The sequence below is a fragment of the Agromyces sp. NPDC004153 genome (genome assembly GCF_053603635.1).
The window spans coordinates 1,960,591-1,973,577 of the sequence record NZ_JBSGFY010000001.1 but is presented as its reverse complement, the minus strand read 5'-3'; the positions used below and the strand labels follow the sequence as shown (position 1 = coordinate 1,973,577).

General features: G+C 71.3%; 13 protein-coding genes. 5 read left to right on the top strand and 8 right to left on the bottom strand.

Annotated elements, in window-relative coordinates; translation table 11 throughout:
• Positions 1-84: 84 nt before the first annotated feature.
• Positions 85-789: a YceI family protein gene (locus ACWEOH_RS09200; RefSeq protein ID WP_452030229.1), complete on the top strand. Its 705-nt coding sequence runs from the start codon at positions 85-87 to the stop codon at positions 787-789.
• A 67-nt stretch (positions 790-856) separates the two neighbouring features.
• Complete coding sequence (locus ACWEOH_RS09195; RefSeq protein WP_452030227.1) at positions 857-1,297, top strand: nitroreductase family deazaflavin-dependent oxidoreductase; 441 nt, start codon at positions 857-859, stop codon at positions 1,295-1,297.
• Positions 1,298-1,306: 9 nt separating this feature from the next.
• Here ACWEOH_RS09195 and ACWEOH_RS09190 read toward each other — a convergent pair whose 3' ends face one another.
• The 5 genes from ACWEOH_RS09190 to ACWEOH_RS09170 all read right to left on the bottom strand — a co-directional run bounded on the left by ACWEOH_RS09190 (position 1,307) and on the right by ACWEOH_RS09170 (position 5,397).
• Complete coding sequence (locus tag ACWEOH_RS09190; protein WP_452030225.1) at positions 1,307-2,518, bottom strand: FAD-dependent oxidoreductase; 1,212 nt, start codon at positions 2,516-2,518, stop codon at positions 1,307-1,309.
• Entirely contained in the window at positions 2,511-3,224 is a 714-nt protein-coding gene (locus tag ACWEOH_RS09185; RefSeq protein ID WP_452030223.1) for a methyltransferase domain-containing protein, read from the bottom strand. The genes ACWEOH_RS09190 and ACWEOH_RS09185 overlap by 8 nt, the downstream gene beginning before the upstream one ends.
• Positions 3,225-3,243: 19 nt before the next feature.
• Positions 3,244-4,386 (bottom strand): type III polyketide synthase, encoded by a 1,143-nt coding sequence (locus ACWEOH_RS09180; protein WP_452030221.1) that lies wholly within the window; start codon positions 4,384-4,386, stop codon positions 3,244-3,246.
• A gap of 194 nt (positions 4,387-4,580) precedes the next feature.
• Positions 4,581-4,928 (bottom strand): SHOCT domain-containing protein, encoded by a 348-nt coding sequence (locus ACWEOH_RS09175; RefSeq protein WP_452030219.1) that lies wholly within the window; start codon positions 4,926-4,928, stop codon positions 4,581-4,583.
• Between the two features lie 22 nt (positions 4,929-4,950).
• Positions 4,951-5,397, bottom strand: coding sequence for a DUF6325 family protein (locus ACWEOH_RS09170; protein ID WP_452030217.1), 447 nt, complete (start codon positions 5,395-5,397; stop codon positions 4,951-4,953).
• A gap of 159 nt (positions 5,398-5,556) precedes the next feature.
• Here ACWEOH_RS09170 and ACWEOH_RS09165 point away from each other — a divergent pair, with 159 nt between their 5' ends.
• Genes ACWEOH_RS09165 through ACWEOH_RS09155 form a run of 3 tightly spaced genes read left to right on the top strand, consistent with a single transcriptional unit; the run spans position 5,557 to position 9,755 of the window.
• On the top strand, positions 5,557-6,696 hold the full coding sequence (locus tag ACWEOH_RS09165; protein ID WP_452030215.1) for a DUF998 domain-containing protein: 1,140 nt from the start codon (positions 5,557-5,559) through the stop codon (positions 6,694-6,696).
• 15 nt (positions 6,697-6,711) lie between these two features.
• Positions 6,712-8,130 (top strand): DUF2252 domain-containing protein, encoded by a 1,419-nt coding sequence (locus ACWEOH_RS09160; RefSeq protein ID WP_452030213.1) that lies wholly within the window; start codon positions 6,712-6,714, stop codon positions 8,128-8,130.
• Entirely contained in the window at positions 8,127-9,755 is a 1,629-nt protein-coding gene (locus ACWEOH_RS09155; RefSeq protein ID WP_452030211.1) for an MFS transporter, read from the top strand. Before ACWEOH_RS09160 ends, ACWEOH_RS09155 begins: the two co-directional genes overlap by 4 nt.
• Before the next feature lie 162 nt (positions 9,756-9,917).
• On the opposite strand, the gene ACWEOH_RS09150 is transcribed toward ACWEOH_RS09155, so the two are convergent.
• The 3 genes from ACWEOH_RS09150 to ACWEOH_RS09140 are packed head-to-tail and all read right to left on the bottom strand — an operon-like array spanning position 9,918 to position 12,917.
• Positions 9,918-11,162 carry an AI-2E family transporter gene (locus ACWEOH_RS09150; protein ID WP_452030209.1) on the bottom strand — a complete coding sequence of 415 codons (1,245 nt, stop codon included), beginning with the start codon at positions 11,160-11,162 and terminating at the stop codon, positions 9,918-9,920.
• Positions 11,128-12,243, bottom strand: a complete 1,116-nt coding sequence (locus tag ACWEOH_RS09145) for an AI-2E family transporter (protein WP_452030207.1) — start codon at positions 12,241-12,243, stop codon at positions 11,128-11,130. The genes ACWEOH_RS09150 and ACWEOH_RS09145 overlap by 35 nt, the downstream gene beginning before the upstream one ends.
• Positions 12,244-12,245: 2 nt before the next feature.
• Positions 12,246-12,917: a GAP family protein gene (locus ACWEOH_RS09140; protein ID WP_452030205.1), complete on the bottom strand. Its 672-nt coding sequence runs from the start codon at positions 12,915-12,917 to the stop codon at positions 12,246-12,248.
• Between the last annotated feature and the right edge of the window lie 70 nt (positions 12,918-12,987).

Here is a 12,987-nt window from a genome sequence, read left to right as displayed (position 1 = left end):
ACCGCTCGTCCGGCCGACCCACAGCCCGCTCATTGCCTCGAGCGTCATGCTGGAGGGACCCCCGCCGTACGACAGGACCCCCGCATGCAGAAGCGCACCATCGTGACCATCTCGATCATCGCCGGAGTCCTGCTCCTCGGCGGCACCGCGGCCGTGGCGGGGCCGATCGTGTACCGGGACCTCATCGTCGGCGAGCAGGAGGCGGCGCCGACCGTGACCGCCGCGCCGCCCGCGACCGACGACGCGGGCGCCGCGATCGACGCGTCGGACTTGTCGGGCGAGTGGACGGCCGCCGACGGCTCGTTCGCCGGCTACCGGGTCGATGAGGTGCTCAACGACACGGATGTCACGGTGGTCGGGCGCACCGACGACGTGACCGGGACGTTCACCGTCGACGGCCTGACGCTCACCGCGGCCGAGATCACGGTCGACGTCGCTTCGATCGAGACCGACTCCTCCTCGCGCGACGCGTACTTCCGCGACATGGCGCTGCGCACCGCCGAGCACCCGACGGCGACGTTCACGTTGACCGGACCGGTGACCGCGGCTTCGGCGCCCGCCATCGGGGAGGTGCAGGCCGTGACCGCGACCGGCGACCTGACCATCGCCGGCGTGACACGCGAGGTGACCGTGGACCTCGAGGCGGTGCTGAACGAGGGCAGTGGGCAGATCGCGGGCAGCATCCCGATCACGTTCGCCGACTTCGGCGTCGAGGCACCGAACCTCGGCTTCGTCTCGGTCGAGCCCGAGGGCTTCGTGGAGTTCTCGCTCGTCATCGCTCCGGCCTGACCCACGCGCGACGCACCCGGCGCACGCGCGCGGGAGTAGCGTCGTACGGAGGACACGAGGAGGACGGATGCCGCTCGAGGGCGAGTACGCTCCCAGCACGTCGGGCTGGGCGAGGAAGCAGGCCGAGGAGTTCGAGGCGACCGACGGCGCGAAGGCGAACACGCTGCGCGGACGTCCGATCATCGTGCTGACGACGGTCGGCGTGACGTCCGGGAAGCTCCGCAAGACCGCGCTCATGCGCGTCGAGCGTGACGGCGAATACGCCGTGGTCGGGTCGAAGGGCGGGTCGCACCACCACCCCAAGTGGGTGTCGAACGTGCGCCGGCACCCCCACGTCGAGCTGCAGGACGGCGCCGAGAAGCACGACTACGCCGCTCGCGAGCTCGAGGGCGATGAGCGCGAGCTGTGGTGGCGCCGCGCGAACGAGACGTGGCCGGCGTACGACGCGTACCAGGAGAAGACCGACCGGCTGATCCCGGTGTTCCTGCTGACGCGCATCGTGCTGTGAGGTCGGAGCCTACAGCCAGCGCATCGTGAAGGTGCGGGCCAGGAGGGCCCTGAACGGCGGGAAGCCGAGCACGCGCACGGCCGCGTTGCGCGTCCGCAGCCGCATACCCGCCGCCGGCGCACCCATGCGCATGTTGAACGCCGCCTGACGCAGGGCGCGCGACGCGGCCGACCGCCGCACCTGGTCGTAGGCGTCGAACGCCTCGAACGGTGCACCCACCGCCAGGGCCGCGGCGAGGTCGTGGTCCAGCCGCATCGCGTCCAGCCAGCCGAGGTTCATGCCCTGCCCGCCGATGGGACTCACCTCGTGCGCGGCGTCGCCGACGAGCGCGACGCGGCCCTGCGACATCCGCGAGGCCAGGTGCTGCCGCGCCTCGAACGCGCTCGGCACTCCGGCCGCCGAGGTGTCGAAGGTGCCCCCGGCCCGCGACTGCACGATCGTGGCGAGCTGCCCGGCGGTCGGCTCGGCCGGCGGACGCCGCACCCACGCGACCCAGCGCCGCAGGCCGCCGGGCATCGGGAACGACTCCACGACGCCGGCCGGCTCGAAGTGCAGCAGCGCCGTCTCGGGCTCGCCGGTGTCGTCGCGCGTGTCGCCCATCACGTAGTGGGCGCGACCCCGCCGTTCCTGCCAGCCGATCCCGAGCGCGTCGCGGATGCCGCTGCGCACGCCGTCGGCCGCGACCGCGTACCACGCCGTCACGCTCACGGGCGCGCCGCCGCCACCACCCCCGGCGTCTCCGCCTCCCGCGTCACCCTCGCTGTCGCCGGCACGCTCGACGCCCTCCACCACGACGTGCGTGCCGCGGTCGTGCACGCTGCGCACCTCGACGCCGCGGTGCAGGCTCCCCGGGCGCAGCTGCCCGAGCCGCGCCTCGAGCAGCTCCTCGGTCTCGAGCTGGGGCAGCGACAGCACGGTGCCGGCGCGTACGAACGACATCGAGCCGAGCGTGCGGCCCTCGCAGGTCACCCGTCCGGAGTGGATCTGCACGGCCCGCGCGCGCGCCTCGTCGCCCACGCCCGCGCGCGCGAGCGCTCGGAGCCCCGGCGGGTGGATGCCGATCGCCCGCGACCGGCCCGTGCGGCCCGTCCGCCGCTCCAGCACGACCACGTCGAGGTCGCGCACGGCGAGCAGGCACGCGAGCAGGAGGCCGACCGGCCCGCCGCCGACGATCACCACGTCGTGGCGCGGCTCGTGCGGCAGGCGCTCGCGCTCAGGCATCCGCGCCCCACACCACCTCGAGCCGCGAGGGGAACCCCCGCCGCACGGTCCAGCCCTCGGGCAGCACGCCCGCGAGCTCGCGTGCGGTGTGGCTGCGCCGGATCGAGGTGAGCCCGTCGGGCCGGATGTACGACCCCTTGAGCAGGTTCGGCTCGAACGGCAGCGTGCCGAGCGCGAAGCCCGCGTAGCCGAGCCGCGACCGCTCGATGTCGGCGTGCACCGCGACGCCGCCGTCGCGGGCGAGCCGCTCGGAGTCGGCGAGCAGCGACCCGAGCGCGGCGCCGTCGAGGTGGTGCAGCACGTGGTTCGAGAGCACCACGTCGAAGCGCTCGCCGGCCAGGGCGAGCTCCGTGCTCGTGACCCGACGCAGCACCAGGCCCGGCTGCGGCGGCTGCCGCAGCGCCCAGTCCAGCGCCCGCGGGTCGGGATCGATGGCGGTCACCTCGAGCCGCAGCCCGTCGGCGTGCGCCCGGTGCAGCAGCGCGCGCGGCAGGTCGGCCCCGCCCGTGCCGACGTCGAGCACGCGCCGGGTGACGGTGGGCGAGAGGACCGGACGCACCCAGCGGCGGTACACCGCGCCCACGTTCGACACCACGGCGTTCACCTGCGCGAACCGGACGTACGTGCGCTCGAGCGCCTCGAGGTCGGCGTCGGGGTCGTCCATGAGCTCGACCGCGTCCTCGTCGCGTTCGGCCAGCCACCTCATCGGGCGCATCGGCGGCCGATCAGGCGCGCACCGTGAGCAGGGCCGACTCGACCGTCAGCCCCGGGCCGAAGGCCATGGCCGCGACCCGATCGCCGTCGGCGGCGGCATCCGAGTCGAGGATGTTGCGCAGCACGAACAGCACCGTCGCGCTCGACATGTTGCCGTAGTCGCGCAACGTCTCGCGGGCGGGAACGAGCTGCGCCTCGGTGAGCACCAGTCGGGACTCCACCTTGTCGAGGATGCTGCGACCACCCGGATGGATGGCCCAGTGCTCGATCGCGTCGCTCGAGGCATCCGTCGCCAGCGCCTCGGCGAGCGCGGCGTCGTGGTCGAACAGCGGCTCGAGCGCGCCCGTGATGTGGTCGTCGATGATCGCCGGGATCGCGTTGGACAGCACCATCTCGAAGCCGTGGTCGCCGATCTTCCACGCCATGTCGCCTTCGCCGACGGGCGTGATGCGCGTGGCGAAGCGGTCGAGGTCGAACGCGCGCTCGCCGTCCTCGAGCGGACGCGCGGTGACGATCCCGGCACCAGCGCCGTCGGCGAACAGCGACGACGCCACGATCGTGTCGGGGTCGTTCGAGCTGCGCAGGTGCAGCGTGCAGAGCTCGACCGAGACGACGAGCACGACGGCCGCGGCATCCGCTTCGCACAGCTGCTTCGCGATGCGCAGCGCAGGCACCGACGCATAGCAGCCCATGAATCCGAGGTGGTATCGCTCGACACCGGCGTCGAGCCCCAGCTCGCGCGCGATCACGAAGTCGGGGCCGGGGGCGTAGAAGCCCGTGCACGACACCGTGATGATGTGCGTGACATCGGATGCCTCGAGGCCCGGCGTCGCGGCGATGGCCGCGCGGCCCGCCTCGACGTACAGGCTCGTCGCGAACTCGGCGTACAGCTCGTTGCGCGCCTTCGTGCCCGGGAACAGCAGCTCGCCACTGTCGATGTCGAAGAACACCGGTTCGTCGGGGTGGGCATCGCGACTCAGCTCGGTGAGCACGGTGTGCCGCTTCGCGATGCCCGACACGTTGAAGCTCGTCGAGACGATGCGCTGCGCGAGGCGGTTCAGGCCCGGCTGCGCTCCGAAGACGTCCCGCACCTCCTCCTGGATCAGCACGGTGGGCGGAACGACGGTCGAGAGTCCCCTCAGCGCGACGGCCATGCCTCATCGTAGAGGGGCAGGCGGATGCCCCGGCAAGGGCTGGGCGGCCCTTCGCAGGCAAGGCACAGGCCGGATGCCGCGGCGCCCGCGCTCGCGGCAGGCGCGGGCGGCGGCGCCGACTCCGCCCTCGGGGCGCGCGAAGCGGCGGCCGGGCCCCACGTCTCACGAGTGAGGGCCCGACCGCCGAGTCGTGGTCAGCCGAGCAGTTTCGCCTTCGCCGCGGCGAACTCGTCGTCGGAGAGGATGCCCTGCTCCTTCAACGCAGCCAGCTTCTGCAGTTCGGCGACGACGTCGGTGCCGCCGGCCGCGGCTGCCGGCGCGGCGGGCGCTGCCTGCGCGGCTGCGGCCTGCTGCTGCGCGACGGCCTGCTGCGCGGCGGCGTTCATGGCCGCCTGCTGCTGCTGCGCCTCGTACTGCTGCTGCTCGTATCGCTCCTGGTCCTTGTTCGCCTGATGCCGCGCAACGCTGCCCGACACCGCGGTCGCAGTGCCCGCGACGACGGCCGTGCGGGCGGCCATCCCGACGAGACCAGGACGTCCCATCCTCCTCAGCATGTGCTTCCCCTCACTCCGTACCGGCGGCCTCGGCCTCTTCGGCCTCGGCCATGATGGCGTTGACGACCGGCGCCGGGATGCGCTCCGACTGCAGGAGCACCCCGCCCGACTCGGCGAACCGCGACGCGAGTCGCTTCGCCCAGACGAGCTCGATGGCGAGCATCGCGCCCGAGGTGCCCGGCGGGATCGCCCCACCGAGGTCGTTCACGTCCTCCTCGCCGACGAGGCCGTTGGCCTCCAGCTCGATCTCGGTCACGTCGATCTCGTCGCCCAGGTCCTCGATCTCGACGATGTCGAGATCCCCGTTCTCGGAGCGCGAGACGACCACCGCATCGAGGAGCCGGATGTCACCGGCCTCGACGAGGTCTCCGATCGCCTCGAAGGTCGCGGCATCGGGCCGCTCACCAGGGAACCCGACAACCAGGATCTCGACGGGTCCGTACTCGAATTCAGGCATGTTCCCCCTCTCACCTGAGGGCAGCGTACGCCCGGCGCGACGGTTGGGGAAGAGCGGATCGACCCCCGATTCCCGGGTCTATGCCGGGGACGTCCGCCGCCGTATCATGCAGTCACGGTCAGTGGTCGATCGCGTCGGCGCAGTGGAACGGGGGTTCCGGTGAGCGTTCAGGTGGATGCGGGAACGAGCGGCGGCGGCGACATCCGCTCGACGCGGCTCAGGGTCGAGTCGGAGGCGGTCTACGCGGGTACGGCGGCGGCGGTGGTCTGCGGCATCGTCGCGTTCACGCTCTTCATCGGGCGGATGGTGCCGCTGTGGGGCGGGGGCCTGTCGGTGGGCGCGGTGGCCGCGATCGCCGCGCTGCTCGCGGGCGTCGTCGTCGGCTACGTGGGCTACTGGCGCTCGCGCCACCGCCGGGGCCAGGAGTGGCGGCTGCGCATCCGGCCGTGGAAGTTCGTGCTCGACGCGACCACCGTCGCACTGGTGCACGCCGCACTCGCCGGCATCTTCACCGCGTCGGTCTTCGTCGTGCTCCAGCGGAGCTTCGACGGCCTCGAGGTCGACGTCATCATCGGCACGATCGGCGTCGTCGCGTCGGCGGGCGCGAGCGGGTACCTGATCTCCCTGTCGGTCTCCGACATCACGACCCGCAAGATGGCGACACTGCTCGTGGCGTTCATGGCCCTGTCGACCCTCGCGTCGATCGCCGCGGTCGAGGACGAGTACTGGTGGGAGTACCACTTCAGCCAGCTCGGCACGGCCGGCGACTTCTCGGCGTGGATGTTCAACGCGACCCTCATCGTGGCGGGCTTCTTCGTCACGACCTTCACGCTCTACCTGCACCGCGACCTCACGTCGCTCGTCGACCGCGGCATCCTCGCGCACGCGTGGGCGCCCCGCGTCATGTCGGTGACGTTCGTCATCCTCGGCCTCATGCTCGCCGGGGTCGGGCTCTTCCCCGTCGACGTGAACATGGCCGTGCACAATGGGTGTGCGTCGGGCATGGCCGCGGCCTTCGCGGTGATGGTGCTCGGGTCCCCGTGGATCCTCAAGGGCCTGCCCCGGCGCTTCTTCGTGATCTGCTACGTGACGTTCGCGGTACTGATCGTGAGCTTCCTGCTGTTCACGCCCATCGCGTACTACAACCTCACGGCCTTCGAGCTGGTGGCGTTCACCGTGATCTTCAGCTGGATCACCGTGTTCATCCGCTTCGTCGACGCCATCGTCGCTTCGACGACGGATGCCGCGTCGCCGCCGGCACCGCCGACGACCGAGGTCGTACCCGAAGCCGTCAGCTGAGCGGGAGGAGCCGCAATGAGCATCGCACTGGACACTCGGACCGACCAGGCCCTCCTGCCACGCAAGGCACGCCGCGACCTCGGACGTGAGGCGCGCACCCGGATACCCGTCGACGCGCACGGCGCCCTCGCGCCGTCGGACCGCGACCCGATCTCCGTGCTCGAGCGCCAGGCCGAGTCGCGCGTCCCGAGCCTCATCGCGCTGCGTCACAGCCGGATGGCCTCGTCGCCGTTCGCGTTCTACCGCGGTGCCGCCGCGATCATGGCCGACGACCTCCGCGAGGTCCCGGACTCCGGCATCATCACCCATCTCTGCGGGGACGCGCATCTCTCCAACGTCGGGGTGTTCGCCTCGCCCGAGCGGTCGCTCGTCATCGACCTGAACGACTTCGACGAGACGGCGCCCGGCCCGTTCGAGTGGGACGTCAAGCGGATGGCCGCGAGCTTCGAGATCGCGGCTCGCGCGCGCGGCTTCGACGACGACACCCGCGCGAGGATCGTGATGCGGGTGGTGCGGGCGTACGGCGCCGCGATGCGGCAGGCCGCCCGCACGCCCCTCGTCGAGCTCTTCACCGCGCGGCTCGACATGGAGGACGTGCTCACGGGGCTGAGCAGCGAGCTCGCGACCGAGGCGTCCGAGCGTGCGCACCGCATCATCGCCAAGTCCCGCCGACGCGACAGCCGACAGGCCGCGAACAGCCTGGCCGAGCGGGTCGACGGCGTCTGGCGGTTCAAGTCCGACCCCCCGATCCTCGTGCCGTTCCGGCACATCGCCGAGGAGAGCGGGCTCTCGAACGACGAGGCGGAGCAGCGCATCCGCGACATCTTCGAGACCTACCGCGAGACCCTCTCACCCGAGCGTCGCCGCGTGCTCGACCGGTTCCGCATGGTGGATGCCGCGATGAAGGTCGTCGGCGTCGGCAGCGTCGGCACGCGGGCGTGGGTCGTCCTGTTCCAGGGCAACGGCAAGGACGACGTGCTCATGCTGCAGGCGAAGGAGGCGCAGCAGTCGGTGCTCGAGCCACCCGGCGAGCCCAGCGCGTACACGCACCAGGGCCAGCGCGTCGTGCACGGCCAGCGCATCATGCAGGCGCTCGGCGACGTGCTCGTCGGCTGGACCACCGGCACGGGCATCGACGGCAACGATCGCGACTTCTACGTGCGCCAGTTCCGCGACTGGAAGGGCTCCGCCGAGCCCGAGGTGATGGAACCGTCGACCATGCGCATCTACGCCGAGTACTGCGGCATCATCCTCGCGCGGGCGCACGCCCGTGGCGGCGACCCAGCGTTCATCAGCGGCTACGTCGGCGACGCCAAGGACTTCGCCCGCGCGATCCTCGACTTCTCGGTGGCCTACGCCGATCGCACCGAAGCAGACCACACCGCGCTGCTCGCCGCCATCGCGGAGGGCCGAGTCGAGGCGTCGGCCTCGTGACGCAGGCGACGCCGCCCGCGGGCGCACCCTCGACCACCGCGAAGTCGGCCTCCCGCGCGGTCATCCCGCTCGCGATCGCGCAGTTCATCATGGTCCTCGACAGCTCAGTGATGAGCGTGTCGATCAGCCAACTCGTCGAGGAGTTCGACACCACGGTGTCGATGATCCAGCTCGCGATCACGCTCTACGCGCTCGTGATGGCGGCGCTCATGCTCACGGGCGGCAAGATCGGCGACCTGTTCGGGCGCCTGCGCATCTTCCGCATCGGGCTCGTCATCTACGCGGTCGGGTCGCTGATGACCGCACTGGCGCCGACCGTCGGCGTCCTCATCCTCGGCTGGTCGTTCATCGAGGGCGCCGGCGCCGCCCTCGTGCTCCCCGCGCTCGCCGCGCTCGTGGCGGGCAGCTACCAGGGCGCCGCGCGAGCCCGTGCCTACGGCATCATCGGCGGCGTGGCGGGCGCCGGCATCGCGATCGGGCCACTGCTCGGCGGCTGGCTCACGACCGAGTACTCCTGGCGCTGGGTGTTCGCCGGCGAGGTCGTCTTCGTCGTCTTCGTGCTCGCCGTGAGCTCGTGGATCACCGACGACCACGTGCGCGAGAAGTTCCGTCTCGACGTCATCGGGGCGATCCTGTCTGCGCTCGGGCTCGCGCTCGTCGTGGTCGGCGTGCTGCAGAGCGGCACGTGGGGCTGGATCCAGCCCGTGCAGTCGCCGATCACGCCCTTCGGCTTCGCGCTGACGCCGTTCGTCATCGGCGCGGGGCTACTGGTGCTCTGGGCGTTCCTCGCCTGGGAGCGCCGGGTCGCGAACCGAGGACGCGTTCCACTGCTCGACGTGGCCAACCTCCGGATCCCCGCGCTCCGGTCGGGACTCGCCAGCCTCCTCGCCCAGAACCTCGTGCTACTCGGCATCTTCTTCGCCGTGCCGCTCTACCTGCAGATCACGCAGGGCATGGACGCGTTCCAGACCGGCCTCCGCCTGCTGCCCACGTCCATCGCCATGCTCGCCGCCGCGGCGATCGGCGCTCGACTCGGCGGCCGCTTCGGCGCGCGCGCGCTCGTGCGGGTGGGCCTGCTCACCATCGCCGTCGCCTGCCTCGTCATCATCGCCACGATCGAGCCGCAGCTCGCCACGACCCCGTTCGCCATCGGTATGGCCCTCGTCGGCCTCGGCACGGGCCTGCTCGCGTCGCAGCTCGGCAACGTCGTGCAGTCCTCGGTGCCCGCCGACGCGCGCAGCGAGGCCGGCGGCCTGCAGTACACCGCGCAGAACCTCGGCTCGTCGCTCGGCACGGCGCTCATCGGCTCGCTCATGGTGGGCGCGCTCGCGGCATCCGTGCTGGGCCTCATCGCCGACGACCCCGACATCGAGTCGGCCGTCGCCGACCAGGTCACCGTGCAGGTCTCGTCGGGTATCGAGTACATCCCGCCCTCGGAGGCGGAGCAGGCGCTCCTCGAGGCGGGGATCCCCGCCGACCAGGTCGACGACCTCGTGGCGAACTATTCGGCAGCCCAGCTCATGGGCGTCAAGCTCGGCATGCTCGCCTGCGCTGCGGCCGCCCTGATCGCGCTGCCGTTCACCCGGCGACTACCCGACCGCAAGGGAACGATCCCCGCCGACTGAGCGCCGGCGGCAGAGGCTGGTCCGCTCGCCGCCTCGAGCCGGTCGTAACTCCGACGGACGTGTCCCCGGCGGACGACTCCTGAATCCGAGGACGTGCAGCGGGCAACTGGCTGCGTCCTCGGATTCAGGAGTCCACGGGGAGTCGAACTCGCATCCTCGAGATCAGCTCGGGGCCGCGTCCGTCGCGGCCGCAGCCGTCCCGGGGTCGGCTGCGGCGCTGCCACCGGATGCCGCGGGGTGCCGCCGGAGCTTGCGCTCGGCCTTCGCCGCGGCGTCCTCGGCCTCCATGACCTTCTTCGCCTCGTCGAAGTCGCCGAGTGCGGCGCGGGTCCACGTCATGTTCGGGTTCGAGTCGACCAGGAGCATCCGCACCAGCAGCGTCAGCGGGATGGCGAGGATGGCGCCCATCGGCCCGAGCACGACCGCCCAGAACAGCACCGAGAAGAACGTGATCGACTGGCTCAGCGCCACGGCGTTGCCGACGACGCGCGGCTGCACCAGCGACTGCACCACCGCGTTGATGATGCCGTAGACGACGATGACGGCGAGCACGAGCGGCCAGCCGCCCACGAGCGCGCCGAACACGATCGGCGGGATGATCGCGATGAAGTAGCCGACGTTCGGGATGAAGCTGCAGAGGAACGCGAGCACGCCCCACAGTGCGGCGCCCGGCACGCCGAGCAGCACCAGGGCGATCCAGTTGATCACGCCCTGGGCGATGCCGAGGAACGTCGTGACCACCATGTAGCGGCGCACGCCGATCGTGTAGGCGAAGGCCGCCGTGGCGAGCAGGGGCCGGCGCGGGTAGAGCTCGCGCACGAGCGTGCGCACGGGGGACGAGTCCATCGCCATGAGCATGAGCATCGTCAGCAGGATCACCGCCGCGGTCACGAACCCTGCGGCGCTCCCCAGCACGGTGCCGATCGCGTCGAGGACCTTGCCCGGATCGAACCAGTTGGAGATCTCGTCGATCTGCTGCTGGCCGACTCCGAGGCTCGACAGCCACGTCCCGAAGTTGGAGGCCCAGGACGCCAGCTCGTCGGTGTACTGGGGGAGCAGCGCGAGGAACTGGGCGAACGAGAAGAAGAAGGCGAAGGCGAATGCGCCCAGGAGCACCACGACGGCGAGGATCACCGCGACGGTCGCGACGCCCCGTTTCACGCCGTGCCGTTCGAGCCACGACCGGAGCGGGTAGACGCAGATCGTGAGCACGAGGGCGAAGAACGACCACACGAAGATCTCGGCGATCGCGGCGATCCCGAAGGACACGACGACCGCCCCGGCGAGCCCGAGCATGATGAAGGCAGTGCGGTGCGCCGACACCGGCGTGGTGTCGGCCGGCGGCGCGTCGGGCGCGGCCGGCTCGGGCGCTTCAGTCGCGGCCTGCTTGCGACGGTTCCACCACATGGTGACTCCCCTCCTGGGTCGGGTTCCCCGACAGGCGTCGGAGCGTGTCGGCACGATCGTCGGGCTCCACGAGCAGCGCTCGCACGAGCAGGGTGAGCGGGATGGACAGGATCGCCCCGATGGGCCCGATCACGAAGGCCCAGAAGACGACCGAGAAGAACGAGAGCGTGAGGCTGAGGTCGACGGCGTCGCTCACGAACTTCGGCTGGATGAGCACCTGCAGCGTGACGTTGATGGCGCTGTAGGCGAGCACCACGACGAGCGCGAGCGGCCAGCCGCCGATCACGAGGGCGAGCACAGCGGGCGGGATGAGCCCGAGCACGAAGCCGATGTTCGGCACGAAGTTCGTGACGAACGCCAGGATCGCCCACACGATCGGGATCGGGATCCCGAGTGCCCAGAGCAGCAGGCCGTCGAGCACGGCGACGATCGCGCCGAACGTCGCGTTCACGACGTAGTAGCGGCGCACGCCGCTGAAGTACCGCGAGCCGATCCCGTCGGCGCGGGCGCCGCCGAACACCGTGGCGAGCCGGCCGAATCGCGCGGCATCCGCGGCCATGAAGATGACGTAGGCGAGCACGAAGAAGAAGGCGGTCGCGAAGCCGAGCACGGCGTCGGCGACGGATGCCGCGACGCCGACGAGCGTGCCGGGGTCGAGGATCGACGACGTCGCGTCGGAGGCCTCGTCGGAGAGCCCGAGCGCCGAGAGCGTGTCGGCGATCGACGCGGCGGTCGCCTCCAGCTCGTCGGCGTAGTCGGGCAGCATCGCGACGAACTGGGCGGAGGCGAAGATCAGCAGTCCCGCGAGGATCGCGAGGATGAGGTACGCGACCACGATGACCACGGTAGTGGCCAGCCAGCGCGGCCAGCCGCGGCGCTCGAGGGGATACCGCACCGGGTGGGCGATGATCACGACGACGGACGCGACGGCGACGGGGGCGAGGATCTCGCGTCCGAGCCAGATGCCGCCGAAGGCGACGACCGCGGCGGCGACCGTGAGGAGCACGCGGGTGCCGTGCGCGAGCCCGTCCCGGCCGGCAGCCGCCCCCGTCGGGGCATCCGTCGTCGCCGGCCCGGTCATGATCAGAAGCTCCCGATCCCCTTGCCGATGACGACCACGCCGATCACCAGCAGCAGTACGGCCATCACCGTCGCGTTGTTGTGCACGAGCCACCCCCGCAGCGACTCGAGCGGCCCGGCCATGCGGGCGGATGCCACGAGGTAGGCGATCACGGGCACCGCGACCGAGCTGGCGGCGATGAGCGTGAACAGGAGGATCACGACGACGTCCTCGCCGATCGTGAGGCCGCCGGTGCCGATCGTGATGCCGGCTCCGACCGCCATGATGAGGTTCTTCGGGTTGACGGCGGAGAGGATGAAGCCGAGCCCGAACCCGCGGCCCGCGTTCATGTCGTCGATGGCCGCCATCCACTTCGGCAGCGGCGGCTCCTCGCCCGGCTTCGGCCGGCTCCGCCACTGCCGGATCGCGAGCAGCAGGAGCAGCACGCCGAGGACGATCTTGATCGTGCCCGAGACGGGCTTCGATGCATCGGGGTCCTGCTCGGGGAGCACCGACGCGAGCAGCGTGAACACGACGACCGCCACGACGATGCCGACCACCCAGCCCAGAAGGAAGCCGACGCTCGTGCCCTTCGCCTTCGGCGAGAGCAGCATGAGGATCGCCGCGATGATCGGGATGGGACTGATCGCGATCCCGACCGCCAGCGGCAGGATGTCCCCGAAGACGGCTCCCAAGACGTTCCCCTCGTCGACCCTGCTCAGCGGTGCTGATTGCACACTAGCGTCGGATGCCCCGGGCGGGCGG

What these genes read in the sequence shown, in the direction of transcription:
- ACWEOH_RS09150 (WP_452030209.1), bottom strand. Translation starts at nt 11,162, where the DNA reads ATGTGGTGGAACCGTCGCAAGCAGGCCGCGACTGAAGCGCCCGAGCCG.
- ACWEOH_RS09170 (WP_452030217.1), bottom strand. Translation starts at nt 5,397, where the DNA reads ATGCCTGAATTCGAGTACGGACCCGTCGAGATCCTGGTTGTCGGGTTC.
- ACWEOH_RS09195 (WP_452030227.1), top strand. Translation starts at nt 857, where the DNA reads ATGCCGCTCGAGGGCGAGTACGCTCCCAGCACGTCGGGCTGGGCGAGG.
- ACWEOH_RS09190 (WP_452030225.1), bottom strand. Translation starts at nt 2,518, where the DNA reads ATGCCTGAGCGCGAGCGCCTGCCGCACGAGCCGCGCCACGACGTGGTG.
- ACWEOH_RS09160 (WP_452030213.1), top strand. Translation starts at nt 6,712, where the DNA reads ATGAGCATCGCACTGGACACTCGGACCGACCAGGCCCTCCTGCCACGC.
- ACWEOH_RS09180 (WP_452030221.1), bottom strand. Translation starts at nt 4,386, where the DNA reads ATGGCCGTCGCGCTGAGGGGACTCTCGACCGTCGTTCCGCCCACCGTG.
- ACWEOH_RS09175 (WP_452030219.1), bottom strand. Translation starts at nt 4,928, where the DNA reads ATGGGACGTCCTGGTCTCGTCGGGATGGCCGCCCGCACGGCCGTCGTC.
- ACWEOH_RS09145 (WP_452030207.1), bottom strand. Translation starts at nt 12,243, where the DNA reads ATGACCGGGCCGGCGACGACGGATGCCCCGACGGGGGCGGCTGCCGGC.
- ACWEOH_RS09185 (WP_452030223.1), bottom strand. Translation starts at nt 3,224, where the DNA reads ATGAGGTGGCTGGCCGAACGCGACGAGGACGCGGTCGAGCTCATGGAC.
- ACWEOH_RS09200 (WP_452030229.1), top strand. Translation starts at nt 85, where the DNA reads ATGCAGAAGCGCACCATCGTGACCATCTCGATCATCGCCGGAGTCCTG.